Source organism: Pseudomonas sp. lyk4-TYG-107 (assembly GCF_030209055.1).
GTDB classification, from domain to species: Bacteria; Pseudomonadota; Gammaproteobacteria; order Pseudomonadales; family Pseudomonadaceae; genus Aquipseudomonas; species Aquipseudomonas putida_A.
On sequence record NZ_JARVST010000003.1, the window covers coordinates 65,740 to 89,668 of the forward strand.

Consider the following 23,929-nt stretch of genomic DNA (forward strand, 5'->3'; position numbering starts at 1 on the left):
AGCTCAAATCTGGAGAAACATCATGACTGCTACCACTCGCACCCTGTCCGCCGCGGCACTGGTTCTGGCTCTTGGTTCCGCCCTGAGCATGACCGCCGTTTCCAGCGCCAATGCCGCCGACAACAGCAACATGGAAAAATGCTTCGGTGTGGCCATGAAGGGTCACAACGATTGCGCCGCGGGCGCGGGCACTACCTGTGCCGGCACAGCGAAGATGGACTACCAGGCCAACTCCTGGAAGTTCGTGCCAAAAGGCACCTGCACCACCACCGAGAGCAAAACCTCGCCGACCGGTTTCGGTCAGATGGAAGCCTTCAAAGCCAAGTCCTGATCCACAGCCTGCCCGAGTGACGCTCATGTTCTCAACCAACGAACCTGTCCCACCGCGCACTCGGGCAGCCCTCTGCGGGCTCCCGCCCCGCGCGGGGCTGGGGCTCAAGACCGGGCACTTTGTTGAAGTGCTCGGCACCCAACCGGACATCGGTTTCTTCGAAGTCCACGCCGAAAACTACATGGTCGACGGCGGTCCGTTTCATCATTTTCTCGGCTTGATCCGCGAGCAGTATCCGCTGTCGCTGCACGGTGTCGGGCTGTCCATCGGGGCCGAAGGGCCATTGGACATTCAGCACCTGCAACGCCTGCAAACACTGATCGAGCGTTATCAACCGCAAGCCTTTTCCGAACATCTGGCCTGGTCGAGCCACGGCCCGGTGTTCCTCAATGACCTGCTGCCGCTGGCGTATGACACGTCGACGCTGAACCGCGTCTGCGAACACATCGATCAAGTGCAGAACAACCTCAAGCGGCCGATGCTGCTGGAGAATCCAGCGACCTATCTCGGCTTCGAGCGCTCGACCATCGACGAGCCGGCGTTCATCACCGAGGTGATCCGTCGCAGCGGCTGCGGTCTGCTGCTCGACGTCAACAACGTCTACGTCTCGTGCATCAATCATCAACGCGATCCACTGGCGTACCTTGACGCACTGCCCTTGCACGCGGTTGGCGAAATTCATCTGGCCGGGTTCGCCGAAGATGCCGACCGCCTCGGCGACCGTTTGCTGATCGACGATCACGGCGCGCCGATTGATGACGCGGTCTGGGCGTTGTACCGACAGGCGCTCGAACGAGTCGGCCCGGTGGCAACCTTGATCGAGCGGGACAATCAGGTTCCGGCGTTCAATGTGCTGCTGGCCGAGGCGCAGCAGGCCGAAGCGTTGTTGCTGCACGCTGGGAGTCGGCCATGAGCACGCAAGCCGACTTCAGCGCCGCCCTGCTCGACACTCGCCTGCCCTGCCCCGCTGGCCTGTGCAGCGCCAACGGTGCTGATCCTGCCAGCCGATTCCTGGTGTATCGCAATAACGTGCAAGGCTCGTTGATCAACGCGCTGGCCGACAGTTATCCGGTGGTGCAGCAATTGGTCGGCGAGGAATTCTTCCGTGGCATGGCCGGCATATTCATCCAGCAGCAGCCGCCGCACAGTCCGTTGATGAGCCGTTACGGCGACGGTCTGGCGGACTTCATTGACGCATTCGAACCGACGGCCGAGGTGCCGTATCTGGCCGATGTCGCACGGCTCGAACGCTTGCGCACCCGCGCTTATCACGCCGCCGATGCCGCGACGGTCAGTGCGCAACAGATCAGCGCTGCACTGGCCGATCCGCAAACACTCGCCGAACTGAACATCACCCTGCATCCCTCGCTGCACCTGCTCGATTCGGCTTACGCGGTGGTTTCGATCTGGGCGACGCATCAAGGAGAAGCGACGCTGGCAGGCATCGACATCCATCAAGGGCAACACGCACTGGTGCTGCGCAACGGTCTGGAGGTCGAGGTCTTTGCTCTCGATCACGGCGCCAGCGTGTTCATCCGCCATCTGCTCAATCATCGAGCGCTGCTGGACGCGGCGCAAGACAGTCCGCCCTTCGATCTGCCGCAGACCCTCGCCCTGCTGATCGGCCACAACGCCATCACCGACCTGAACACCAAGGTATCGCCATGAACAACCTCATCATTCGCGCCATCGGACTCATGGAAAAAATCCCCCACAGCCTGATCGCCTTCATCGCGCGATTCTCGATTGCCGCGGTGTTCTGGAAGTCCGGGCAGACCAAGGTCGAGGGGCTGGCCATCGATTTGATCGACGGCACCTTGCAACTCGGCTGGCCACATTTGGCGGACTCGACGATTCCGTTGTTCCAGAGCGAATACCACGTACCGCTGCTGTCACCGGAAATCGCCGCGCACATGGCGGCGTTTGCCGAACACTTCTTTCCGGTGCTGATATTGATCGGCTTCGCCACGAGGTTTTCGGCGTTGGCGCTGCTGGGCATGACGCTGGTCATCGAGGTGTTCGTCTACCCCGATGCCTACCCGACCCATGGCACCTGGGCGGCGGTGCTGCTGTACCTGATGGCGACCGGGCCGGGGAAATTGTCGATTGATCACCTGATCGCTCACCGCTTCGTTAAATAAAAAATCCATGTGGGAGCGAGCCTGCTCGCGAATGCGGTTTCACAGTCACTCCATGTGCTGACTGAACCAACGCATTCGCGAGCAGGCTCGCTCCCACAGGGAAATTGGAGTTAGCGCTGAAGGCGATCCAGCGCCTCGCCACTGCGTTTGAACCAGCCAATCAGATAATCCGCCAGCACATGCGTGCGTTTGGGCAAGCCGCCCTGGTATGGGTGCACCAGATACATCGGCATCCGCCGCGTCTGAAAATCGCGCAGCAGCCAGCGCAACCGGCCATCAGCCAACTCCGTTTGCAGCAGGTACGACGGCAACCGAGCGATACCGGCGCCGGCCAGTGCGGCTTTCTTCAGCAGGTTGTAATGGTTGCTGGCGAACGGCCCCGACACCCGCACCCGCAGCAATTCGTGCTGTTGGTGATACAGCCATTCCTCGCGGCCACTGTAGTGGCTGTTGAGCAGGCAACGGTGTTCGGCCAGCTCCTGCGGGGTCAGCGGTTCGCCGAACTGTTCTAGATAGGCCGGGCTGGCGCAGGTCATTTCCTGCCAAGCCAGCAGCGGCTTGGCCACCAGCCGCTCGTCATTGGCCACCTCGGAGCGAATCGCCAGATCGAAGCCATCCCGGGACAGGTCGCGATAGTGGTTGTTCAGCTCCAGCTCGATCAGCACCTCGGGGTATTGCTGCGAGAACTCCAGCAGCAAGCCATCGAAAAACGTTTCCCCCAGCGACACTGGCACCGTCATCCGCACCGGCCCGGCCATGTCGTCTTTCAAACGCGCCAGCGCCTGACGTGCCCGCTCCACCTGAACGACCAGCGCTTGCGCCTGCGGCAGCAAAGCGGCGCCGGCGGCAGTCAGGCTCAGACGGCGCGTCGTGCGTTGCAGCAGCACCACGGAAAACTGTGCTTCCAACTGGCTGATGCGCTTGGACAACTGGCCCTTGCTGCAACCCAGTTGCTGCGCCGCCAGGGTAAAGCTGCCGGCCTCGATCAACACCGCAAACGCCGCCAGATCATCCATTTCGCTCATGGATTGTTTCCATTTGAAAACCAAAGGTTGCCTATTAGTGCGCTTATCCGCAGAAAAAACCACTCTAGACTGAAACCTCGTTCAACCCATTGAGGAACAGCCCATGAAGATTCTGTTGATCGGTGCCGCCGGCACCATCGGTTCGGCCGTGGATAAAGAGCTGAGCCAGCGTCACGAAGTGATTCGCATCGGTCGCAGCAGCGGCGACTTCCAGGTCGACATCAGCGACAGCGCCTCGATTCGCAAACTGTTCGAGCAGACCGGCAAGTTCGACGCGCTGATCTGCGCCGCCGGCAACGTGACCTTTGCTCCGCTCGGCGAGATGAACGCTGACAGCTTCGCCCTGGGCCTGAAAGACAAGCTGATGGGCCAGGTCAACCTCCTGCTGATCGGCCGCGAATACGCCAACGACGGTGCCTCGTTCACCTTCACCACCGGCGTGCTCAGCCACGACCCGATCCGTACCGGCGCCTCGGCGGCACTGGTCAACGGCGCTCTGGACAGCTTCGTCAAAGCCGCCGCCATCGAATTGCCGCGTGGCCTGCGCATCAACTCGATCAGCCCGACCGTGCTGCTGGAAGCGATGGGCAGCTACGCCCCGTACTTCCGTGGCTACAAGCCGGTACCGGCAGCCGATGTGGCATTGGCCTACGCGAAAAGTGTCGAAGGCCTGCAAACCGGTCAGACCTTTCACGTGGGCTAAACCCTTGTGATCAACGGTCAGCCTGCGTAACGTGGCGGCACTTGTCTGGAGAGCCGAAGATGCGTGTTGCCCGTTCGTTGATCGTTGTTGCCCTGCTGCCGTTGTTCGCCGCCTGCCAATTGCTCGATGGCCCGCGTGAAAGCGCGTCCCACGTCGGGCAGACCCGGATGCAGGGGCAGTTGACGGCAGCCGAGGGCAAACTGGTGTTCCAGCCGTGTGGAGAACAGCGTCAGTACGTGGTCAACGACATCGGCGGCACCAGCGTGCTGCAAGAGGCTGCGACCCTCGCCGATCAGCAGGGCAAGCTGTTTGCCGATGTGCGCGGGAAGATCGCTGGCGACCGCCTCGACCTCGGCCAGTTGTATCGCGTCGAGCGTTCCGGCACCGCCTGCGATGACCCGAACTTCAAGCTGTTGATCCTGCGTGCCGCCGGGCACGGGCCCGAGTGGAACGTCAAAGTCAGCGGCAAGGGCATGGTCATCGACCGTGAAGGCCAGCCGGCGCTGGCGGTGCCTTATGTCGAAGAGCAATTGGGCGACGGCCGCTTCAACCTCAGCAGCGAAGCCAACAACCAGCGCATCGAGTTGTGGGTCGCGCCGCAGCGCTGCGTCGACAGCAGCACCGGCAGCGTGCAGCACATGAGCGCCGAGCTGCGCATCGACGGCAAGGTCGAGCGTGGTTGCGGGTATTTCGGCGGATCGCGCAACGACTGAGCGTTTTAGCCTCACCGGATCCGGCCTTTGCGGCTTATAATCGCGGCCTTCAAACGCCCTGGCGCAGTTGTGCGCCCCGCGAATCCGGATCCTCGCCATGTTACGAATCACCGAACTCAAGCTGCCAATCGACCATCCCGAAGAAGACCTGCGTGCCGCCATCGTGCAGCGCCTGGGCATCGCCAGCGATGATTTGCTCGATTTCACCTTGTTCAAGCGCAGCTACGACGCGCGCAAAAAGTCCTCCGAACTGTGCTTCATCTACACCATCGACCTCACCGTACGCGACGAGGCCAAGGTGCTGGGCAAGTTCGCCGACGACCGTAACGTCAACGTGGCGCCGGATGTCAGCTACAAATTCGTCGGCCAGGCGCCGAGCGACCTGAGCCAGCGCCCGATCGTGGTCGGTTTCGGCCCGTGCGGGATTTTCGCCGGCCTGCTGCTGGCGCAGATGGGCTTCAAGCCGATCATCCTAGAGCGCGGCACCGAAGTGCGTCAGCGCACCAAGGATACCTGGGGCCTGTGGCGTAAAAGCGTGCTCAACCCCGAGTCCAACGTGCAGTTCGGCGAAGGCGGCGCGGGCACGTTCTCCGACGGCAAGCTGTACAGCCAGATCAAGGATCCGAAGTTCCTCGGCCGCAAAGTCCTGCACGAATTCGTCAAGGCCGGCGCGCCGGAAGAGATTCTCTACGTCAGCAAACCGCACATCGGTACGTTCCGTCTGACCGGCATGGTCGAGACCATGCGTGAAGAGATCCGCGCCCTGGGCGGTGAAGTACGCTTCCAGGAGCGCGTCACTGACGTGCTGATCGAAGACGGCCAACTGGTCGGCGTCGAGCTGGCGAGCGGCGAAACCCTGCATTCGAAACACGTGGTTCTGGCCCTCGGCCACAGTGCCCGCGACACCTTCCGCATGCTCCACAGCCGTGGCGTGTTCATGGAAGCCAAGCCGTTCTCGGTGGGTTTCCGCATCGAGCACCCGCAATCGCTGATCGACCGTGCGCGGTTGGGCAAGTACGCCGGCCACCCCAAATTGGGCGCTGCCGACTACAAACTGGTGCACCACGCCAAGAACGGCCGTTCGGTCTACAGCTTCTGCATGTGCCCGGGCGGCACCGTGGTTGCAGCGACATCCGAGCCGAACCGCGTAGTCACCAACGGCATGAGCCAGTACTCGCGTAACGAGCGTAACGCCAACTCTGGGATCGTCGTCGGCATCACCCCGGAAGTCGATTACCCGGGCGGCCCGCTGGCCGGTATCGAGTTGCAGGAGCGTCTGGAATCCCACGCGTTCATCCTCGGCGGCAGCGACTACAAGGCCCCGGCGCAACTGGTCGGCGACTTCATCAACGGCACCCCGTCCACCGAACTGGGCGAAGTCGAGCCGTCGTACAAACCGGGCGTGGCCCTGGGCGATCTGGCCCTGGCGCTGCCGGACTTTGCCATCGAAGCGATTCGTGAAGCGTTGCCGGCGTTCGAGAAGCAGATTCGCGGTTACTCGCTGCACGATGCGGTGTTGACCGGCATCGAAACCCGCACCTCGTCGCCGCTGCGCATCACGCGTAACGAATCGCTGCAGAGCATGAACGTCAAAGGTCTGTTCCCGGCGGGTGAAGGTGCGGGTTATGCCGGTGGCATTCTGTCGGCGGGTGTGGACGGGATTCGGATTGCGGAAGCTGTGGCGCGGGACATTCTTGGTCTGGAAGCCTGATCAGCATGAGCTGACTCAACATAAAACCCTGTGGGAGCGAGCCTGCTCGCGAAAGCGGTATTTCAGACAACAATGATGTTGAATGAGATGACGCCTTCGCGAGCAGGCTCGCTCCCACATTGGTCTCTGTATTCGGCTTTAGATATTCGCGCGCTGGACTGAGTCAGGCAGCGGCTCACCCCGTTCGGCACTCGCCGCCACCGCCGCAATCAATCCCTCCAGCTCATAGCCCTGCGCCTTGAGCCACGTCTGATCGTAATAGGTGTCGGCATAACGCTCGCCGCCATCGCACAGAATCGCCACGATCGACCCCGACTCCCCCGCCGCTTTCATTTGCTGCGCCGCCATCAGCGCGCCGATCAGATTGGTGCCGCTCGACCCGCCGACATGCCGTCCCAGACGCTGCGCCAGATAATGCATGGCCGCCAGCGACAAGGCGTCCGGCACCTTGACCATCGCATCGATCACCTTGGGCAGGAACGACGCCTCGACCCGGGGCCGGCCAATGCCTTCGATCCGTGAACCGCAGTCCAGACGCAGACTGGCGTCACCGGTCTGGTAGTAATCGAAGAACACCGAACGCTCGGCGTCGGCGCACAACACTCGGGTGCAATGCTGGCGATAACGCACATAGCGGCCGAGGGTCGCGGTGGTGCCGCCGGTGCCGGGGCTGGAAATCAGCCAGCTCGGTTCCGGGTGCTTCTCGAAACGCATCTGCTGGAAGATCGACTCGGCGATGTTGTTGTTCGCCCGCCAGTCGGTGGCCCGCTCGGCGTAGGTGAACTGGTCGATGAAGTGGCCGCCATGCTCGCAAGCCAGACGTTCGGATTCGGCGTAAATCTGCGTCGGATCCTTCACCAGATGGCTCTGGCCACCGTAGAAAGCGATCTGCGCGATCTTCTCTTTCGAGGTGGTCGCCGGCATCACCGCAATGAACGGCAAACCGAGCATGCGCGCGAAATACGCCTCGGAAATCGCCGTCGAACCGCTGGACGCCTCGATCACCGGCGCGCCGGGTTTGAGCCAGCCGTTACACAACGCATACAGGAACAACGACCGCGCCAGGCGATGCTTGAGGCTGCCGGTGGGATGGCTCGACTCGTCCTTGAAATACAACTCGATGCCTGCAAACCCCGGCAGCGGCAAGGGGATCAGATGGGTGTCGGCGCTGCGCTGGAAGTCCGCTTCGATGATGCGAATGGCTTCGCGGGCCCACTGGCGGTTGTCGCTCATGGTCATGCTCTCGTTGAGTCGGGCAGGAGTAGCCTTGTCACAGGCTCAGTCCCCCAGCATAGGAAAAAACCGGCAAGGCTCACAGATACAGCTGAGGCTCAATTCACCCACCAACTGCCAGGTTCCGGGCAAATGGGTATCAGACTTTTGCAGTAATTGCGCAGAACCTTCCCCTCCGTTCTTGAGCTGAAGCGGCCTGCTCGCCCCCCTGCCAGACAAATAGCGAACAATCCGCACTTAATCAAAGATCCGTCCTACAGCCAGCAATTGTCCGCTTCGTTAACGTCGTGCAGCCCTTTCGAAGGGTTGTCGATGGATGAACGAAAGGACGCTCAGTGGCTCGCAACAAGGACATTCCCCGGGTTCCCAACCCGCCGGCGGGCGACGGTCATCACGTCACCTGGCGCTACATGACGGCCACTGAACTGGCCGAGCGCGACGCCCGACAAAATGCATACGACGCCATGCTGGCGCGGCAGGAGGCTTTCGAGCGCAGTCGAGAGGTTGCGGCGAAAAAGCCTGATCCCGTACGCGCCGGGTGCGTGTTCGCCAAGTCCTGCAAGTTGCCGGACGCGATCATCGATTACTCGAATCCTTCGGGGATGGTACCCACCGACAGCCTGAAAGATTACGGAGATCTGGTCCTGCTCGGCGGCCGTGAAGCCGATGACAGCGGCGGCGTTCCACTCAAGAAAATCAGCGGCACTGCCATTCCCGCAGGCCTGGGCACCTTCGCCCTTGCGGGTGAAGCGTTCAAGGCATTGCCCGCCATCGCTTCCGCCGCCGTTGTGACCCCTTTGGTCGGGCTGGTGGCGTTGCTCATGCCATCGAACCTGGGCGACAGCGCCCTCTATACCGAAGACCAGTTGCTCGCCCTCAGACAGGCCCGCACCCGCGTGCGCCTACATGTCGAACAACAGGCCGACGGCAGCCTCAAGGGTTATGGTTTCTACACCGGCAAGAATCGCGACTGGGAAATGGTCGATGTCGCGCAGTTCACCGCACGTGATAACCGCTTTGTCGCAGACCTCGGCGAAGGCATCGAACTGATCTGGACGCCCGCCGCGGACGGCTCCGACATCCTCGGCATCCCCGCGCTGGAGGCCGCTCCGCAGGCACCGCATATCTGGGTGTACCCACCGACAAAAGCGGCGGACGGGATTCTGGTGAATCCGGTTTATCCGCCGGAGTATCGGGATTTCATTCTGGTGTTTCCGGCGGATTCGGGGGTTAAGCCGGTTTACATTGTGCTCAGTCGAGCTCGCGACCATGCCTACTACGACCACCCGAAGACGCTACCTGCGTTTCCTGATGCAGTCAGAGTGAAGTCCAAGTCATCGGTTCAGGGTGGAGGAAAGCGGCGAGCACGCTGGGTAGACCGCAAAGGTCGGATCTATGAATGGGATTACAAAAGCAATGCTGTAGAAAAATACGACAAACTGGGAACCACTCATTTGGGTGAGTTCAATCATATTACTGGTGAACAAACCGGGCCTGCCGAGCCGGATAGAAGAACCTCTAGAAATTAAGGGACTAAAACATGCGTTACCTTTCAATAACCGGATTTTACCCTGACGAATTCCAAGACAGCTCGCTACAGTTTGAAATGGATATCAACGGTAGCGAAATGAATGAAAAGGTTGCACAGCTCATTGAATCCAAGCCACTTAACGAACTGGAGCCTGGAGAGTTGTTATTGAGCCGGGATCAAGTAAGCGCATTGGAGGTCCTTCTGAAAGTCAGCTTCCCAAAGGGTCTGGAGTATTTTATGGGTACCTGCGCCCAGCACTAAGCAGTCGAATTGAAACAAACAAAAAACCCCGACCAGTCACCTGATCGGGGTTTTTCTTTACCGCTCGCTGCCGCTTAGTGCGAAACGCGGCTGGTGCCACCGACGGTGGAGATGCGCACGCGCTCACCGACACGGAACACTTCGTTTTCCTGAACCTGTTGCACGTAGGCGCGCATGCTGCCGTCGTCTTCGCGCACGGTGATTTCCACGCCCTGGGTGCGGGTCAGGCCTTCTTCGGTGGCCGAACCGATCAGACCACCGGCCACAGCACCGATGACCGCCGCGACGATGCTGCCTTTGCCGCCACCGATGGCGCTGCCGCCTACACCGCCGACCACTGCGCCTGCAGCGCCGCCGATCGGGGTCTTGGTGCCTTCGATTTTCACCGGACGCAGGGATTCGATGGTGCCCATGCGAATCGTCTGCACACGACGCGCTTCGTCACGGGAGTAGGAGTCACCGGTCAGGCTCGACTGGCAGCCGGTCAGCAACATCGCCATCGTGGAAAAGGAAGCAACCAGCAGAACAGACTTACGCATAGCATCAACTCCAAAAGAACATGTGTTCATTAAACCCCGCTGCTTGACGCCTGTCACGACGCAGCCCGGATAAACTTGATTTTATTCAGGCCCGGTACAGGCACCTGCAAACTCACCCAACAGTAGCGCCAAATCGCCCAATCCGCCCTGCCGACCCAAGGATTTTCATGGATTACCTGATCATTTTCGTCACCACCGTCGCCGGTCTGTACTTCCATTGGTGGCTGTACGTGCGGATCAAACGCTGGATGGATCGTGATCTGGCCCTGTCGCTGGCGGGCAAGGATGAAGACAAACGCGCCTTCATGCTGGAACGACTGGCCGATGCCCGCGTGCAGAGGATCAAGCGTCGGGACCGGCCGAAGTGGCTTGAGGCCGCTGCGGCAGGCTATCCCGCTCGGTAGACTGCTCAGGGCGCCAGACGTTCAAGAATCCAGTTGGCGCCCTGCTGACGGTAGTTCAGGCGATCGTGCAGACGACTTGGACGGCCCTGCCAGAACTCGATGCGCTCAGGCAGCAGGCGGTAACCGCCCCAATGTTCCGGGCAGTCGGGCTGAGTATCGCTGAAGCGCTGTTCGGTGGCCTTGAGCAGATCCTCCAGCTCGCCGCGCCCGTTGATCACCCTACTCTGCGGTGAGGCCCAGGCGCCGAGCCGGCTGCCCAGCGGTCGCACCTGATAATACGCGTCGGACTCTTGCGGCGTGACCTTCACCACTCGCCCTTCGACGCGCACCTGGCGCTCCAGGGTTGGCCAGAAAAATGTCATGGCCGCGAAAGGATTCGCTGCCAGATGCTGGCCCTTGGCGCTGTCGTAGTTGGTGAAAAAGGTGAAGCCCTGCGCGTCCAGGCCCTTGAGCAGCAGAATGCGGCAATGCGGTCGACCGTCCGCATCCACCGTGGCCAGGGTCATGGCGTTGGCCTCCACCGGTGCCTGTTCGGTTTTTACCGCGTCGGCAAACCACTGGTGGAACAACGCAAAGGGTTCAGCCGGGGCTTGCGCCTCGGTCAGTCCGTCCCGGGTGTAATCACGACGCATATCTGCCAGAGCCTGGGTCATGGCGCATTCCTTTTCGTTAGCGGATCACTGCTTGGAAGTATCGCTTGCAGCAACTTTCTTGTCAGTCGCTGCGGCTTTGGCCGGGGCGGTTTTCTTGGCAGGGGTTTTTGCCGGTGCCTTGGTCGCCGCTTTTTTCGCAGGCGCCTTGGCGGCGGCTTTCTTCGCTGGAGCCTTTTTGGTTGCAGGTACGGCGGCCTTCGAAGCAGCCGGCGCCGGAGTTACCGGTTTGGCTGCAGGCTTGACGTCCTGTGCCGCGATCATCGTGGTCGGTGCCGGCGCCGGCATGTTGTACTTGCTCAGCAGCGCAACCATGGTGTTCTGCGGGGTCACCAGCAGTTCGACGCGACGGTTGAGGGCACGGCCTTCGGCGCTGTCGTTGGCCGCACGCGGGGCATCGCCACCCATGCCACGCAGCATCAGGCGATCACGCTGCAAGCCGCTCAAGCGGAAGATCGCCGCCACGGACTGGGCGCGCTCCTGGCTGAGTTTGACGTTGGCCGGCGCGGCACCGGTGTTGTCGCTGTGACCAAGCACCAGGACTGCGGTTTTCGGGTCAGCTTCGAGGATTTTCGCGACATTGGTGAACGGGCTGAGGGTCACCGGCAGCAGCATCGCTGGACGCTTCGGGTTGAACGAGCCTTCAACCGGCGCGATCACCACCAGCACGTTGTCACGGCGCTCAAGTTGCAGATTGCTGTCCTTGATCGCTGCACGCAGACGTGGCTCGTAGTCATCCAGCCAGGCTTGGGTGACTTTCGGGTCAGGCATCGGCACCACTTTGGCAGTCGATTGATCCTTGCCGCCGAACGGCCACCACCACTTCGTGCCGGTGTCGGCATCGGCCTTGGCCACTGCCGCCGGTTTGGCTTCTGGTTTTACTTCGGCTTTCACCTCGGCTTTGGCCGCCCCATCATCGGAACCGCCGAACGGCCAGTACCAGTGGCTGCTGCTTTCAGTCTTGGCAACTGGTGCGGTAGCGGCAGGTTTGAGCGGCGCCGGGGCTGCGACAGGAGCCGGGGCTGGGGCCGGCTCTTTGGCCGCCACTTTGTCGGAGGAACCGAACGGCCACCAGTTGCCGCCATCCGCATCGTTTTTAGGAGTCTGTGCGCAACCGGTGATCGCAACACACAGGGCCAGGGCGAGAGTTTTTTTGGATGACATTGAAAATCCACAAAGTGAAGTAATGAAAAATCAGAGCTCTTTTGCCCGGATAAACTGACGCTTTGAATCGAAAAACCGGATCTGGTTCCAACCCTGGAACCTCATGTAAAGCTTTACAGACAAGTGGCAAGTACCCGCGCCAGTTGCTGCGCGCGCGGATCCATCAAGACGTACGGCCCAAGGGTATTTGTCACAAAACCGAACGCGACATCGTGCTCAGGATCAGCAAAACCCACTGAACCGCCCGCCCCCGGATGACCAAACGCCCGCGGGCCGAGGCCGTAGGTGGCGTTCGCCATGTCCGGTTGATCGAGCATGCAGCCCAGACCGAAGCGGGTGCGGGTCAGCAGGGTCTTGTCCTCGCCGTAGCTGTGTTCGCGGGTCAGCTCTTCGAGCATTTCGCTTTCAAGCAGGCTGCCGTCGAGCAAACCGGCGTAGAAACCGGCCAGGCTGCGCGCGTTGCCATGACCATTGGCGGCCGGCTGCTGCATGCGGCGCCATTCCGGTTTGTTGGTGCTGGTGAGCACCGACGGCGGATTGGTGAAGGCGCGAGTGGTCATGGCGGTCGGTTCGCGCATGGTCACTTGCAACAGGCGCTGGGCCGCGGCATCGCCGACGTTGCCCTTGCCCCGAGCGATGTGCGCCACGCGGTAGAACTCTTCGTCAGCCAGACCGACGTGGAAATCCAGCCCCAGCGGCTTGGCGACACGAGCAACGATCGACTCGCCCGGCCCACGACCGTCAGCGCGACGCAGCAACTCCCCGACCAGCCAGCCATAGGTGATGGCGGCATAGCCGTGGCCGGTGCCCGGCGTCCACCACGGCGCTTCGGCCGCAAGGGCGTCGACCATGGTCTGCCATTCGTAGAGGGCGGCAGGCGCCAGCAACTCGCGCAGGGCCGGCAGACCGGCCTGATGGCAGAGCAGTTGGCGCAGGGTGACGGATTCTTTACCGGCGGCAGCGAATTCCGGCCAGTAGCGGGCAACCGGTGCATCCAGTTGCAGTTTGCCTTCGGCCACCAGTTGCAGCGCCGTGACCGCGGTGAAGGTCTTGGTGCAGGAAAACAGGTTGGCGATGGTGTCGCTGTGCCAGGCTTCGGTACCATCCTTGTCGGCCGTACCGGACCAGAGGTCGAGGACGGTTTCTCCGCCGACCTTGATGCACAGGGCTGCGCCGCGTTCCTGGGGATCGTCGAACAGTGCCGCGAAAGCCTCGCGCACCGCTTCGAATTGAAGCTCGTAATGTCCCTGAATCTGCACCCGCAACTCCCCCGCGAAAACGCTCTACAAAGTGGCCCGCATTGTTCCAGCCCTTGACGGATTTGGGAACAGCTGCGGGCCGGACGGTTGAATGCTGTAGTGAGGCGGCTGACGCCTTCGCGAGCAGGCTCGCTCCCACACTGGATCGATGGTGTTCACAAATCCGATGTGGGAGCGAGCTTGCTCGCGAAAAACGATAACGCGGTCTGAACCTTAATGACCATTGCCCGAATGCCCACCGGCATGCCCGGCCCCCGGGCCTTTGCCAGCTTCAGCCTTGCGCCCGCCTTCGGCTTCATGACCGGCGGCGGCCGCTTTCTCAGCCTCCTTGCCCAACTGATCGATCGCCTGCAAATTGCTCTTGCGCACCGCCTCGACAAAGCCCTGATACGGCAGATCGGTAATCCCCACCAGGCCGAAGTGCCCGTTCTCGCCATCGAGCAGACGCCCGGTCACCGGTTGATCCAGATACTGGAACCAGTGCACCCCGACAATCGACGGTTCACTCAATGCCTGTTTGAGGAAGTTGGCATACGCCGGGCCGCGATCTTCTTCCCGCGCCAGTTGCGTCACGCCACCCCAGAACGGGCCACGATCACTGGAGCCGAAGTTGAATTCGGTGATCAGTACCGGTTTGTCGAGGGCGCGCAGAGCGGCGAAGTCATAGCCGTCCTGCGGTTTCAGCGTGTACATGTTGAAACTCAACACGTCGCAATACTGCGCGCAGGACGCCACCGCTTCCGGAGTGCTGGTGGCGAAACGGCCACCGAGCAGCAACTGATTCGGCGCGTGCCACTTCAGCGAATCGGAGATGGTCTTGAAGTAGGTGTCGGCGAACACCTTCTGGAAGTATTTGAAGTCGTTTTCGATTTCCGGGTGCTCCGGATTCGGCATTGGTGGCACGAAACCCGGGTCTTCCATCAATTCCCACGCCGGCAGATCAATGCCCCACGCTTTCGACAGCCCCGCCTGATTGCGGTACTTGTCGCGCAGTTGCTTGAGGAATGCGCGCTTGGCCGGCACGTCGGTGGTCATTTTCAATGTGCCGTAGGCCAGGGCGTAGCGCGACTGCGGATCGTCGCCGGGGCCGGCCCAGGCCAGCTCGTTGTCGGCGTAGTAACCGATCAGCCACGGATCATCACGATGATCGCGGGCAGCAATGGCCACGGCACGCTCGGTGGCCATGGCGAAACGCGGGTCGAACGGGTCAGGCATGCCGCCCCACCAGTCGCTGCCGGTGCTGATGCTGGTGTAGTCGCCAACGATCGACAGCGGCAAGGTGTACGGCACCCGCTCGGCGTCGGCAAGCGAGTCGGCACTCCAGTTGCCGACGGTGTTGAAACCCCAGGCCTGCAGACGATCGAGGGTGTGCGTGGCCCACTTCTGCTGATCGACCGTGGCCTTGCACGGCGCAGCGACGGGTTGATCGGCAGCCTTTTCAGCAGTCGTCGCTACGGCGTCTGTTTTCGCCGCTGCGGCGACACCGGCCTTCGCCTCGTTTGACTTTGGCACAGGCTCGGCAGCTTTTACTGCGGTTTCTTCAACCGCACCAGCCTTGGCCGCTTCAGCAATTCCGGCCTTGGTATCGCTGTCCGGTTTGCAGGGCTCGCCGTAAACCCGCTGCAGGTTGGCGCCGTAGAAATCGTACCAGCGCCCGTTGCCATAACCACGGCCCTGATCGGCACCGTTGCCGCCACGGTTGTCGCCCTCGCCGAAATGGCTGGCGAGCGGCTCGTCGGCCTTGGGCAGGGATTCGAACATCCACTCACGCCCGACCACGTAAGTCTGGTTGACCTGCGGGCTGACGGTGTTGACCCCCAGCGAATAGAACGGATGCCCTTCCGGCGTTACCAGATACCAGCGACCGTCACGCTTTTCGGTGCGGAAAAAACCGCTGGCCTTGAACGCCGGGCCTTTATTCCAGCCACCGAACTTGTCCAGCGAGGACTTTTCGCGCTCGGCCAGCCAGGTTTTCAGCTGTTGCTGTTCCTTGGCGGCGGCGGATTTCAGTTGTTCGTCGTTGCTGATTTTTTCCGGCCATTTGCTGCGGGTCGATTGACCGTAGGCGTCCACCAGATTGCCGTAGACGGCCTGGGTCACAGCATCGCCGTCCTGCACGCCGAATCGCTCGAGCAGCAGGCTCTGCGCGGCTTTCGGCTGATCCATCCACAGACTCACCGACACCACCTGACTGCGGTCCAGTTCACCGCTGCTGCTGGCCAGCAGAATCCGCTGGCTATCGACAGTCATCGGCATCGGCGGCCCGGCCTTCATGCCCTGGCTCAGCGGCGAGGTCGCCACCAGCGGCACCAAAAGGGTTTGCGCCGGGCCGGCCGGCAGGTCGACGCGGCTGGTCAGGGTCTGGCCGTTATTGCTCTGGATTTGCACATAGACCGTCACGGCCCAGTTCATTGCACTCTGCAGACGCAGGCTCATCATGCCCGACTGCGACCAGTCCCAGGCGCCGGTTTGCGGGGTCAGGCGCAGGGTCGGACGGGCTACCGGGTTGAAGGTCACCCGGCGCAGCACTTCACCTTCCGGGGTTTGCTCGGCGTTGGCTTGTGGCAGGTCAGTGTTTTCGGTGACGACTTTCACCACGTCGGCAGGACGGACGAAGTTGAACAGGGTCTGCTGACCCGCAGGCGCCGCCAGTAACGGGGCAGCGAAAATCAAGGCGAATACGGCAGGCAACGAACGGCGAATCATAAGAACGGAGTTCTCCCTAACGACCAACTAAGGCCAATGGAAAAGCATGGCAGAGAGATAGACAGCGCGGCGGGCAAAACTGCCCACCGTTGTCTCAGGATATTTCACGACGGAAAGGAGGCAACGCATTGAGGATCGCCTTGCCGTAGCGCTGGGTGACCAGGCGCCGATCAAGCAAGGTGATGGTGCCGCGGTCTTCTTCGGTACGCAGCAGACGCCCGCAGGCCTGGACCAGCTTCAACGAGGCGTCGGGCACCGAGATTTCCATGAACGGATTGCCGCCACGGGCCTCGATCCACTCCGACAGCGCCGCCTCGACCGGATCGTCCGGCACCGAGAACGGGATCTTGGCGATCACCACGTGCTCGCAATAGGCACCCGGCAAATCCACGCCTTCGGCGAAACTGGCGAGGCCGAACAGCACGCTGGAATCGCCGCCATCGACCCGCGCCTTGTGCTTGTTCAGGGTTTCCTGTTTCGACAGGTTGCCTTGAATGAACACTTGCTTGCGCCAGTCGCGGTCGAGGCCATCGAACACGTCCTGCATCTGTTTGCGCGAGGAGAACAGCACCAGCGTGCCGCGCGAGCCTTCGACCAGATCCGGCAACTCGCGGATGATCGCCGCGGTGTGAGCCGCGGCGTCGCGTGGGTCGGCCTTCAGATCCGGCACCCGCAGCACACCGGCATCGGCGTGATGGAACGGGCTCGGCACAACGGCGGTGACGGCTTTTTTCGGCAGACCGGCGCGCATGCGGAAACGGTCGAAGGTGCCCAGTGCCGTCAAGGTTGCCGAGGTCACCAGGCAGCCGTAAGCCACGTTCCACAGGCTGCGGCGCAGGGTTTCTGCGGCGAGAATCGGGCTGGCGTTGACCTCGATGTCGAACAGCGAACCGCTTTCGGCCAGCGTCAGCCAGCGCGCCATCGGCGGGCTGTCTTCCGGGTCTTCGGCGGTAAATGCAGTCCACAATTCCCAGTTGCCCGACGCCCGCGACAACAGGCTGCCGAACAGCGGATACCACTCCTCGGCCTGATTGCTGGCGATGCCGATGTTGACCTCGCCGTCCATGCCTTCCTTGAGCAGGTCGGTCAGGCGGGTGAACAGATCGTTGAGCCGCGAATAACCCTTTTTCAGCTCAATGCCCATTTCGCGCATGTGCTCGGGAATCACCCCGCCGACGAAACGATGGCGTGGCCGCTCGCGACCTTCGACGTCTTCGCCGGGCTTGAAATCGGCAATCTGCTCGCACGCGGTGAACATGAACTGCTGCTGGGTCTTGATCTCGCGCGCCAGCTCGGGCACTTGCTCGATCAGCTTGCCGAGATCGCCCGGCAGCGGATGCTGGGCCAACAGTTTGGTGAGGTTCTTCGCGGTGGTTTCCAGCCAGTCGGCAGTGGAACGCAGACGCGTGTAGTGGGCGAAGTGGCCGATGGCCTTGTCCGGGAGGTGATGGCCTTCGTCGAACACGTAAATGGTGTCACGCGGATCCGGTAGTACCGCGCCGCCGCCCAAAGCGAGGTCAGCCAGCACCATGTCGTGGTTGGTGACGATCACGTCGACCTTGCCCATGCCTTCGCGCGCCTTGTAGAAAGCGCACTGGCCGAAGTTCGGGCAGTGACGGTTGGTGCACTGGCTGTGATCGGTGGTCAGGCGCGCCCAGTCGGCGTCTTCCAGCGCGTTGGGCCAGCTGTCGCGGTCGCCGTCCCATTTATTGCCGGCGAGTTTCTCGATCATGCTGGTGAACAGCTTCTGACTGGCCTCGTCGACCTCGATCTTGAAACCTTCCTCTTCGAACAGCTGGGCGGTGGCGGTTTGCGCGTGGCCTTCCTGCAGCAGCATGTCGAGCTTGGACAGGCACATGTAACGACCACGGCCCTTGGCCAGCGCGAAGCTGAAGTTCAGCCCGCTGTTGCGCATCAGGTCGGGCAAGTCCTTGTAGACGATCTGCTCTTGCAGGGCCACGGTCGCGGTGGCGATCACCAAGCGCTTGCCGGCCAGCTTCGCCGTCGGGATCGCCGCCAGGCTGTAGGCCACGGTCTTGCCGGTACCGGTGCCGGCTTCCACCGCGACAATCGCGGGGTCGCCACTGCGCCGGCCTTCGTCGTCGGTGTCGATATCCCCGAGGACTTTGGCGATTTCAGCGATCATCAGGCGCTGGCCGTAACGCGGTTTGAGGCTCTTGGCTTCAAGAAAACGCGAATAGGCGCCCTGGATCGTGGTTTTGAGTTCAGTGCTGATCATTGATTGTCGGGCGCTAAAAACGCTGGATAAATTTTCAGTGGTTTCGGATGGCGGCTATCATACCCCGCTAATTAATCCTGCGCAGAACGGAGTGCCCCAATGACACCTTTTAGCCTCGTTTATCCGCTGCATGTCCTGTCCGCCCTGGTCTGGGTCGGCGGCATGTTTTTCGCCTGGATGGTCCTGCGCCCGGCGGCGGTAAAGGCTCTCGACGGCCCTGGCCGCCTGACCTTGTGGGTGGAAGTGTTTCAAGGTTTTTTCCGCTGGGTCTGGGTCGCGGTGATTCTGCTGCCGATCAGCGGCGTCGGCATGTTGCACTTGCAGCAGGTCGGATTCGAGACCGCGCCGAAGTACGTACAGGTGATGATCGGGCTGTATGTGGTAATGACGGCGCTGTTTATCCGGATTCAGGGTTTGATGCTGCCAGAGTTGCGCAAAGCCGTTGAAGCCAAGGAATGGCCAATGGGTGCGGCGGTGCTGGGGCGGATTCGCCGGGTAGTGGGGATCAATTTGATTGTGGGGTTGGTGCTGGTGGCGATTGCGGCGGCGCGGCCGATGTTCTGACCCGCTGACGGCAAGCACTACAAGCACTATTTGAGGTGAGGGGATTTTTCCCCTCACCTCAATTGTGAACAGTGCTGTTATTCAGAGGCGCTGCACAGTCACAGCCCCCGCCGCACCCACCGGCCCAGGCTGACCATCCGCCCCGGCCTTGCCGTTCTTGCCGCCATCGGCGCGATACACCAGGCAGCCCTTGGACTGGCCGCCCTTGCCCGCCTTGCCGCCAACACCCGCTGGACCACCGGCGCCGCCCGCAACGTTGACCTTGATCAGCTCGGCCGGGAACTCACGCGGCACTTCCAGACGCACCAACGCACCCGGTGCACCCGGCTGGCCGTCACTACCATTGCTGCCGTCAAAACCATGACCGGCCGCGCCCCAGGTGCAGCCCGGATCTTCGCCGTTGCCGCCATCCAGGCCGACGAAACCCGGTGCGCCGGTGCCGCCACGGGCATCGACAAACAGTTTTGGCGCGTTCAGTGCCTTGAACTGCAAATTCAGATTACGCCCGGCACGGGCAGCTTTTTCATAGGTGCCCGGCGCGCCGCGTGCGGTGATCAGGCTGCCTTCGGACAGTTCGGCACGAATGACTTTCATGTCCAGCGCCTGTTCACTCGGGACGATCGCGATGCGCGCTTCATGGCCCAGACGCAATTCACCGACGGTCAGCTCGGTCACATTGGCAGGAATCAGCAAGGTGCCGTAGTCCGCCACTTCCAGGCGTTCCAGCTGCAAGGTGCTGGCGGTGTTGGGCAAACGCATCAGGGAGTTGGTTTCGACGCTGACCACCTGGGCGCTGGCCAGAGGACTGATGAATGCAGCGAGCAGGCAAAGTTTACGCATGGGAAGAAGCCTCCGGAGCGGCCGGGGCCGGGATGGTTTGCAGGTGAAAAACGCCGAACAGCAGGATGCGCAGACGATCGCGCCACGTGTTGGTACGCCCCTTGAGGCGCGAGAAAAGCAACTCCAGCACATGCAGCGCCAGCAGCGAGGCACCGGCCAGATTGACCAGCGCATGCAGCGGATGCACAAACGGCAGCAGCAAATTGACCACCACCACGCACCAGAACAGCAGGGTCAGCAAACGCCCCAGCCCCCAGAAAACCTTCATACGCTCCCCCGTGTCGGAATTATTCTTTGGGCGCACAGTAACGGCTTACGCGGGGGATAAGCCAGAGGGGCAAAAGAAAAAACATTTGTCAGTCGTCGGATCGCCGCCGGTTCGACGACGATCGTCGACCGGCAGCTCTAGCCTGCGGACTACAGACAAGTCCTAGCGATTGATATGCAACTCCACCCGACGGTTTTTTGCCCGTCCCTCGTCCATTGCGTTGTCAGCCACCGGCTCGCTCTCGCCGCGCCCTTCACTGGTCAGTTTGTCCGGCGCCAGGCCCTGACTCAGCAGGTACGCCGCCACGCTGCTGGCGCGTCGTTCCGACAGTGCCTGGTTGTAGGCGTCCGAACCTTTGCTGTCGGTATGGCCAATAACCTTGATGCTGACCACGTCGGCATTGCGCAATTTGTCCATCAGCGTATCGAGCTGGGCCTTGGCGGCCGGGGTCAGATCCGACTTGTCGAAATCGAACAACACATTACCGGCATCGCTGAGGGTGATGACTTCCGATTGCGGCGCAGGTTCGGGAGCTTTTGCAGTGACCGGATATTGCGGCAGCGGACAGCCGCGATGATCGACCGGGGTATTGGCCGGGGTGTCAGGGCAACGGTCGCGGCGGTCGAACACGCCATCGCCGTCTTCATCGCCATCCTGGGCATAACAGATCAGCCCGCCAGTCAGAATCCCCAGCGCCGCACCGCCACCGGCCCAGCCGCCACTTTCAATGGCGCCAAGACCGCCACCGACCAGCCCGCCGATCAGGCTGCAGATCGGCCACGTACGTTGATTGAGGGGGGCATCGCCATCGCTATGAGTGGCGCAACCGGTGAGCAGGCTGCCCAGCAGCAGCACCGGCAAGACGGACCTTGAGAAAACAGTCATTGTGAAAGCTCCTGTGTCACCGGCCCATACCGGTTACACAGGAGTAAAGACCCGCATCCGCGACTGCACAAGCCGCAGATGCGAGAGGGGCTAGCGGACGATTTTGATTTCGGTACGACGGTTCTGTGCGCGACCGTCAGCGGTTTTGTTATCCGCCACTGGCTGGCTTTCACCCATGCCCGAGACCGAAACGAAGCTGGCACGCGGCACACCCTGCTGGATCAGGTATTCCACCACCGAGTGCGCACGACGATCCGACAGTTTCTTGTTGTAGGCATCGCTGCCGACGCTGTCGGTGTGGCCGGTCACGGTCAGTTGCGCCGTGGACGACTCTTGTTTCAGGCGCGTGGCGACTTTATCCAGCACCTGTTTGTCGGAGCCGGTCAGGGTGGCTTTGTCGAACTGGAAGTGCACATCGCGAATGACGATAGTTTCTTCCTTGACCACAACCGCCTCTTCTACCACTGGCGCAGGGGCAGGTGGTGGGCAGCCGTCAGCATCGACCTGCACGCCTTTAGGCGTGTGCGGGCACTTGTCGCGACTGTCCGGCACACCATCGCCGTCTTCGTCGCCATCACCGTGCACCCAGCAATAGGCGGCTGCCGTACCACCGACCACCAGCGCGCCATAACCGGCCCACGCCGAACTTTCCGTCGCGCCGAGACCGGCACCGACTACACCACCGACCGCCGCACAGGTCGGCCAGTCGGTTTTCTGCAAACCTGCGCAACCAGTCAACACACTGGTTAGCAGAATCAAAGGTAATGCTGTCCGAACTATGCTCATCTGGTTTTCTCCTGAGGGATCGGCTTAGAACCGATTCACGGAGTAAAGACCGGAGTTTTAATCTCCGCCAGCAATAGGCCACTGGCATTTGGGAGCGTGTTCACAGGGATTTGGCACTTTTGCCACGCGCGACAAATCGGGGTCTAGGCCGGATCCGTCTGGCGCGCTAGTCTTGGCGATCTGATTGAGGAGCTTCGATGAACGTCGCCATTTCTCCGCGCACGCCGCAACAGGCGCTGGCTGCTTTACTGGATCGCTATGCCCCGGCGCGTCTGCTGTTGATCGGCGCCAGCGAATTTCCGGCGCTCGCCGCTTTCAAGCAGGCACATCCGGACACCTGCGTGGCCCACGCCGCACCCGGTGCATTGCCCGCCGAACTGGCGGCGCGGCGCTTCGACCTGGCGCTGGTGGTCGATTGCCTGGAGCACCTGCCCAAGCGTGACGGCTTGAATCTGCTGGGCGGGATTCGCAACCTCAACGCCAGTCGCATTGCAGTGCTGGCGGATCTGCCGGCCAGCGGCTGGCAGGAAACCGATTTCTACTCGCTGGCGCTGCAGGCCAGTGAACGCTTCCAGCGTGACGATCAGGTACTGACCCTGTTCACCTATGATCTGCTTGACTACAAACAAGTCCCCGACTGGCTCAACTCGCGATTCTGGGCCAATCCGGAAAACTTCGGCAAATACTGGTGGTAATGCAATGAGTACAGCCATTTGCCCGTGCGGCAGCGGCAACCTGCTGGAGGCCTGCTGCGGCCACTATCACGAAGGCCACCCGGCGCCTTGCGCCGAAGCGCTGATGCGTTCGCGCTATAGCGCCTACGTGCTTGGACTGATCGATTATCTGGTGGCCACCACCCTGCCCGCCCAGCAGGCCGGTCTGGATCGCCAGTCGATCAGCGCCTGGAGCGCGCAGAGCACCTGGCTCGGCCTTGACGTCGAAAGCTCGGAAGTGTTCGGCGGCCAGCCCGAGCATGCCTTCGTCACCTTTACCGCGCGCTGGCACGACAGCCAGGGCGAACACAGCCACCGCGAGCGCTCCTCGTTCGTGCAAAACGCCGGGCGCTGGTACTTCATCGACCCGACCGTGCAGTTGAAGCTGGGGCGCAATGACGCGTGCCCGTGTGCCAGCGGGCAGAAGTTCAAGAAGTGCTGTGCGGGGTATTTCGGCGCATAAAGGGAAGTGCCGACTAGACTGGGGCACAAAGGGAGTTTTTTCGATGCTCGGTCACTGTCGCACACTGCATGGCTTGTTATTGATGCTGATCCTGAACCTCGGCGGTTGCGCCTCATGGTTCAGCGACGACAGCGTCGACCCCGCCGTGCACCTGGTAAAAGTCGAGGTGGTGCGGGCCAAGCTGCTCGAACAGAAATTCATCCTGCACTTTCGCATCGACAACCCCAACGACAGCGACCTGACCGTGCGCGGCATGGAATATCGCATTCATCTGGCAGACCTGTTGCTGGCCGAAGGCGAGCATGAACACTGGATCACGGTAGGGCCGAAAAGCAGCGCGTTCTATCGGATACCGATTCGCACCAACCTGTGGCCGCGGGTCAAGGACGTGGTGAAAATGCTGAAAAGTCAGCACCAGCAGGTGCCCTATCGATTGCAGGGCGAGATGGAAACCGGTTTATTCATCGCCCACTACGTGCACCTGGAGCGCAATGGCGTGATAATCCCCGCCGATTTAATTCCGGAGCACAACCGATGACTCAGCAACCTCATGTCCATGGCCCTGACTGCAACCACGATCATGACCATCATCACGATCACGACCATGGCCATGTCCACGGCCCGAACTGCGGCCACGCCCACCAGGAACCGGTGCGCAACGCCCTGAAAGACGTCGGCCGCAACGACCCTTGCCCATGCGGCAACGGCAAGAAATTCAAGAAGTGCCACGGCGCTTGATGTTTCAGGTGAAGATATTCTTCGCCTGACACATTGCCTTCGCGAGCAAGCCCGCTCCCACA

At 61.5% G+C, this 23,929-nt stretch carries 27 protein-coding genes; 15 read left to right on the forward strand and 12 right to left on the reverse strand.

Annotated elements, in window-relative coordinates:
• Positions 1–22: 22 nt before the first annotated feature.
• Genes QRN61_RS03720 through QRN61_RS03735 form a run of 4 tightly spaced genes read left to right on the forward strand, consistent with a single transcriptional unit; the run spans position 23 to position 2,472 of the window.
• Positions 23–331 (forward strand): BufA1 family periplasmic bufferin-type metallophore, encoded by a 309-nt coding sequence (locus QRN61_RS03720; protein ID WP_007969475.1) that lies wholly within the window; start codon positions 23–25, stop codon positions 329–331.
• A gap of 25 nt (positions 332–356) precedes the next feature.
• The gene (gene bufB, locus QRN61_RS03725; protein WP_285373250.1) at positions 357–1,244 is read left to right on the forward strand and encodes an MNIO family bufferin maturase; all 888 of its coding nucleotides are present in this window, start codon (positions 357–359) and stop codon (positions 1,242–1,244) included.
• Positions 1,241–1,999 (forward strand): HvfC/BufC N-terminal domain-containing protein, encoded by a 759-nt coding sequence (locus QRN61_RS03730; RefSeq protein WP_285373251.1) that lies wholly within the window; start codon positions 1,241–1,243, stop codon positions 1,997–1,999. Before bufB ends, QRN61_RS03730 begins: the two co-directional genes overlap by 4 nt.
• Positions 1,996–2,472 carry a DoxX family protein gene (locus tag QRN61_RS03735; protein ID WP_285373252.1) on the forward strand — a complete coding sequence of 159 codons (477 nt, stop codon included), beginning with the start codon at positions 1,996–1,998 and terminating at the stop codon, positions 2,470–2,472. Before QRN61_RS03730 ends, QRN61_RS03735 begins: the two co-directional genes overlap by 4 nt.
• Positions 2,473–2,582: 110 nt before the next feature.
• Here QRN61_RS03735 and QRN61_RS03740 read toward each other — a convergent pair whose 3' ends face one another.
• The gene (locus QRN61_RS03740) at positions 2,583–3,497 is read right to left on the reverse strand and encodes a LysR family transcriptional regulator (protein WP_285373253.1); all 915 of its coding nucleotides are present in this window, start codon (positions 3,495–3,497) and stop codon (positions 2,583–2,585) included.
• A gap of 103 nt (positions 3,498–3,600) precedes the next feature.
• On the opposite strand from QRN61_RS03740, the gene QRN61_RS03745 reads away from it, so the two are divergent.
• From QRN61_RS03745 to QRN61_RS03755, 3 genes are all read left to right on the forward strand, one after another.
• Positions 3,601–4,200 (forward strand): short chain dehydrogenase, encoded by a 600-nt coding sequence (locus QRN61_RS03745; RefSeq protein ID WP_210557975.1) that lies wholly within the window; start codon positions 3,601–3,603, stop codon positions 4,198–4,200.
• A 59-nt stretch (positions 4,201–4,259) separates the two neighbouring features.
• Positions 4,260–4,913 carry a COG3650 family protein gene (locus tag QRN61_RS03750; RefSeq protein WP_285373254.1) on the forward strand — a complete coding sequence of 218 codons (654 nt, stop codon included), beginning with the start codon at positions 4,260–4,262 and terminating at the stop codon, positions 4,911–4,913.
• Between the two features lie 97 nt (positions 4,914–5,010).
• Positions 5,011–6,624, forward strand: coding sequence for an NAD(P)/FAD-dependent oxidoreductase (locus tag QRN61_RS03755; protein ID WP_003222357.1), 1,614 nt, complete (start codon positions 5,011–5,013; stop codon positions 6,622–6,624).
• Between the two features lie 138 nt (positions 6,625–6,762).
• Here the strand turns inward: QRN61_RS03755 and QRN61_RS03760 are convergent, their stop codons facing one another.
• A complete protein-coding gene (locus QRN61_RS03760) occupies positions 6,763–7,857 on the reverse strand; it encodes a PLP-dependent cysteine synthase family protein (protein ID WP_502942565.1) in 1,095 nt (364 codons plus the stop codon).
• A gap of 335 nt (positions 7,858–8,192) precedes the next feature.
• Here QRN61_RS03760 and QRN61_RS03765 point away from each other — a divergent pair, with 335 nt between their 5' ends.
• Both QRN61_RS03765 and QRN61_RS03770 read left to right on the forward strand, forming a co-directional pair.
• A complete protein-coding gene (locus QRN61_RS03765; RefSeq protein WP_285373257.1) occupies positions 8,193–9,386 on the forward strand; it encodes an S-type pyocin domain-containing protein in 1,194 nt (397 codons plus the stop codon).
• A gap of 11 nt (positions 9,387–9,397) precedes the next feature.
• Positions 9,398–9,649, forward strand: coding sequence for a pyocin S6 family toxin immunity protein (locus QRN61_RS03770; protein WP_027614368.1), 252 nt, complete (start codon positions 9,398–9,400; stop codon positions 9,647–9,649).
• A gap of 74 nt (positions 9,650–9,723) precedes the next feature.
• Here QRN61_RS03770 and QRN61_RS03775 read toward each other — a convergent pair whose 3' ends face one another.
• The gene (locus QRN61_RS03775; RefSeq protein ID WP_007969461.1) at positions 9,724–10,188 is read right to left on the reverse strand and encodes an outer membrane lipoprotein; all 465 of its coding nucleotides are present in this window, start codon (positions 10,186–10,188) and stop codon (positions 9,724–9,726) included.
• 167 nt (positions 10,189–10,355) lie between these two features.
• On the opposite strand from QRN61_RS03775, the gene QRN61_RS03780 reads away from it, so the two are divergent.
• A complete protein-coding gene (locus tag QRN61_RS03780; RefSeq protein WP_285373258.1) occupies positions 10,356–10,592 on the forward strand; it encodes a hypothetical protein in 237 nt (78 codons plus the stop codon).
• Between the two features lie 5 nt (positions 10,593–10,597).
• Here QRN61_RS03780 and pdxH read toward each other — a convergent pair whose 3' ends face one another.
• From pdxH to dinG, 5 genes are all read right to left on the reverse strand, one after another.
• Positions 10,598–11,245: a pyridoxamine 5'-phosphate oxidase gene (gene pdxH / locus QRN61_RS03785; RefSeq protein ID WP_285373259.1), complete on the reverse strand. Its 648-nt coding sequence runs from the start codon at positions 11,243–11,245 to the stop codon at positions 10,598–10,600.
• 24 nt (positions 11,246–11,269) lie between these two features.
• Positions 11,270–12,406 (reverse strand): OmpA family protein, encoded by a 1,137-nt coding sequence (locus QRN61_RS03790; RefSeq protein ID WP_285373260.1) that lies wholly within the window; start codon positions 12,404–12,406, stop codon positions 11,270–11,272.
• Between the two features lie 113 nt (positions 12,407–12,519).
• Positions 12,520–13,665: a serine hydrolase domain-containing protein gene (locus QRN61_RS03795; RefSeq protein WP_134785587.1), complete on the reverse strand. Its 1,146-nt coding sequence runs from the start codon at positions 13,663–13,665 to the stop codon at positions 12,520–12,522.
• Between the two features lie 213 nt (positions 13,666–13,878).
• Positions 13,879–16,371, reverse strand: a complete 2,493-nt coding sequence (locus QRN61_RS03800) for a beta-galactosidase (RefSeq protein ID WP_285373261.1) — start codon at positions 16,369–16,371, stop codon at positions 13,879–13,881.
• A 94-nt stretch (positions 16,372–16,465) separates the two neighbouring features.
• Entirely contained in the window at positions 16,466–18,610 is a 2,145-nt protein-coding gene (gene dinG, locus QRN61_RS03805) for an ATP-dependent DNA helicase DinG (protein ID WP_003222341.1), read from the reverse strand.
• A gap of 99 nt (positions 18,611–18,709) precedes the next feature.
• On the opposite strand from dinG, the gene QRN61_RS03810 reads away from it, so the two are divergent.
• Positions 18,710–19,174 carry a CopD family protein gene (locus tag QRN61_RS03810; protein ID WP_285373263.1) on the forward strand — a complete coding sequence of 155 codons (465 nt, stop codon included), beginning with the start codon at positions 18,710–18,712 and terminating at the stop codon, positions 19,172–19,174.
• Between the two features lie 81 nt (positions 19,175–19,255).
• Here QRN61_RS03810 and QRN61_RS03815 read toward each other — a convergent pair whose 3' ends face one another.
• From QRN61_RS03815 to QRN61_RS03830, 4 genes are all read right to left on the reverse strand, one after another.
• Positions 19,256–20,014: a collagen-like protein gene (locus QRN61_RS03815; RefSeq protein WP_285373264.1), complete on the reverse strand. Its 759-nt coding sequence runs from the start codon at positions 20,012–20,014 to the stop codon at positions 19,256–19,258.
• A complete protein-coding gene (locus QRN61_RS03820; protein WP_285373265.1) occupies positions 20,007–20,282 on the reverse strand; it encodes a DUF1145 domain-containing protein in 276 nt (91 codons plus the stop codon). The genes QRN61_RS03815 and QRN61_RS03820 overlap by 8 nt, the downstream gene beginning before the upstream one ends.
• 162 nt (positions 20,283–20,444) lie before the next feature.
• A complete protein-coding gene (locus QRN61_RS03825; protein WP_183781498.1) occupies positions 20,445–21,167 on the reverse strand; it encodes a PA1041 family peptidoglycan-binding anchor lipoprotein in 723 nt (240 codons plus the stop codon).
• 90 nt (positions 21,168–21,257) lie between these two features.
• The gene (locus QRN61_RS03830; protein WP_098967546.1) at positions 21,258–21,953 is read right to left on the reverse strand and encodes a PA1041 family peptidoglycan-binding anchor lipoprotein; all 696 of its coding nucleotides are present in this window, start codon (positions 21,951–21,953) and stop codon (positions 21,258–21,260) included.
• Positions 21,954–22,150: 197 nt separating this feature from the next.
• Here QRN61_RS03830 and QRN61_RS03835 point away from each other — a divergent pair, with 197 nt between their 5' ends.
• The 4 genes from QRN61_RS03835 to QRN61_RS03850 are packed head-to-tail and all read left to right on the forward strand — an operon-like array spanning position 22,151 to position 23,867.
• Entirely contained in the window at positions 22,151–22,648 is a 498-nt protein-coding gene (locus QRN61_RS03835; protein WP_183781495.1) for a DUF6231 family protein, read from the forward strand.
• Positions 22,649–22,652: 4 nt separating this feature from the next.
• Positions 22,653–23,129 carry a YchJ family protein gene (locus tag QRN61_RS03840; protein ID WP_103369633.1) on the forward strand — a complete coding sequence of 159 codons (477 nt, stop codon included), beginning with the start codon at positions 22,653–22,655 and terminating at the stop codon, positions 23,127–23,129.
• Between the two features lie 43 nt (positions 23,130–23,172).
• On the forward strand, positions 23,173–23,667 hold the full coding sequence (locus QRN61_RS03845; RefSeq protein WP_027614355.1) for an LEA/WHy family protein: 495 nt from the start codon (positions 23,173–23,175) through the stop codon (positions 23,665–23,667).
• Entirely contained in the window at positions 23,664–23,867 is a 204-nt protein-coding gene (locus QRN61_RS03850) for an SEC-C metal-binding domain-containing protein (protein ID WP_003198420.1), read from the forward strand. The genes QRN61_RS03845 and QRN61_RS03850 overlap by 4 nt, the downstream gene beginning before the upstream one ends.
• The last annotated feature ends 62 nt before the right edge of the window (positions 23,868–23,929 follow it).

Bases quoted from the DNA above. Each gene is read 5' to 3' on its own strand.
- QRN61_RS03720 (WP_007969475.1), top strand. From the start codon at position 23: ATGACTGCTACCACTCGCACCCTGTCCGCCGCGGCACTGGTTCTGGCT.
- bufB (WP_285373250.1), top strand. From the start codon at position 357: ATGTTCTCAACCAACGAACCTGTCCCACCGCGCACTCGGGCAGCCCTC.
- QRN61_RS03730 (WP_285373251.1), top strand. From the start codon at position 1,241: ATGAGCACGCAAGCCGACTTCAGCGCCGCCCTGCTCGACACTCGCCTG.
- QRN61_RS03735 (WP_285373252.1), top strand. From the start codon at position 1,996: ATGAACAACCTCATCATTCGCGCCATCGGACTCATGGAAAAAATCCCC.
- QRN61_RS03740 (WP_285373253.1), bottom strand. From the start codon at position 3,497: ATGAGCGAAATGGATGATCTGGCGGCGTTTGCGGTGTTGATCGAGGCC.
- QRN61_RS03745 (WP_210557975.1), top strand. From the start codon at position 3,601: ATGAAGATTCTGTTGATCGGTGCCGCCGGCACCATCGGTTCGGCCGTG.
- QRN61_RS03750 (WP_285373254.1), top strand. From the start codon at position 4,260: ATGCGTGTTGCCCGTTCGTTGATCGTTGTTGCCCTGCTGCCGTTGTTC.
- QRN61_RS03755 (WP_003222357.1), top strand. From the start codon at position 5,011: ATGTTACGAATCACCGAACTCAAGCTGCCAATCGACCATCCCGAAGAA.
- QRN61_RS03760 (WP_502942565.1), bottom strand. From the start codon at position 7,857: ATGAGCGACAACCGCCAGTGGGCCCGCGAAGCCATTCGCATCATCGAA.
- QRN61_RS03770 (WP_027614368.1), top strand. From the start codon at position 9,398: ATGCGTTACCTTTCAATAACCGGATTTTACCCTGACGAATTCCAAGAC.
- QRN61_RS03775 (WP_007969461.1), bottom strand. From the start codon at position 10,188: ATGCGTAAGTCTGTTCTGCTGGTTGCTTCCTTTTCCACGATGGCGATG.
- QRN61_RS03780 (WP_285373258.1), top strand. From the start codon at position 10,356: ATGGATTACCTGATCATTTTCGTCACCACCGTCGCCGGTCTGTACTTC.
- pdxH (WP_285373259.1), bottom strand. From the start codon at position 11,245: ATGACCCAGGCTCTGGCAGATATGCGTCGTGATTACACCCGGGACGGA.
- QRN61_RS03790 (WP_285373260.1), bottom strand. From the start codon at position 12,406: ATGTCATCCAAAAAAACTCTCGCCCTGGCCCTGTGTGTTGCGATCACC.
- QRN61_RS03800 (WP_285373261.1), bottom strand. From the start codon at position 16,371: ATGATTCGCCGTTCGTTGCCTGCCGTATTCGCCTTGATTTTCGCTGCC.
- dinG (WP_003222341.1), bottom strand. From the start codon at position 18,610: ATGATCAGCACTGAACTCAAAACCACGATCCAGGGCGCCTATTCGCGT.
- QRN61_RS03810 (WP_285373263.1), top strand. From the start codon at position 18,710: ATGACACCTTTTAGCCTCGTTTATCCGCTGCATGTCCTGTCCGCCCTG.
- QRN61_RS03815 (WP_285373264.1), bottom strand. From the start codon at position 20,014: ATGCGTAAACTTTGCCTGCTCGCTGCATTCATCAGTCCTCTGGCCAGC.
- QRN61_RS03820 (WP_285373265.1), bottom strand. From the start codon at position 20,282: ATGAAGGTTTTCTGGGGGCTGGGGCGTTTGCTGACCCTGCTGTTCTGG.
- QRN61_RS03825 (WP_183781498.1), bottom strand. From the start codon at position 21,167: ATGACTGTTTTCTCAAGGTCCGTCTTGCCGGTGCTGCTGCTGGGCAGC.
- QRN61_RS03830 (WP_098967546.1), bottom strand. From the start codon at position 21,953: ATGAGCATAGTTCGGACAGCATTACCTTTGATTCTGCTAACCAGTGTG.
- QRN61_RS03835 (WP_183781495.1), top strand. From the start codon at position 22,151: ATGAACGTCGCCATTTCTCCGCGCACGCCGCAACAGGCGCTGGCTGCT.
- QRN61_RS03840 (WP_103369633.1), top strand. From the start codon at position 22,653: ATGAGTACAGCCATTTGCCCGTGCGGCAGCGGCAACCTGCTGGAGGCC.
- QRN61_RS03845 (WP_027614355.1), top strand. From the start codon at position 23,173: ATGCTCGGTCACTGTCGCACACTGCATGGCTTGTTATTGATGCTGATC.
- QRN61_RS03850 (WP_003198420.1), top strand. From the start codon at position 23,664: ATGACTCAGCAACCTCATGTCCATGGCCCTGACTGCAACCACGATCAT.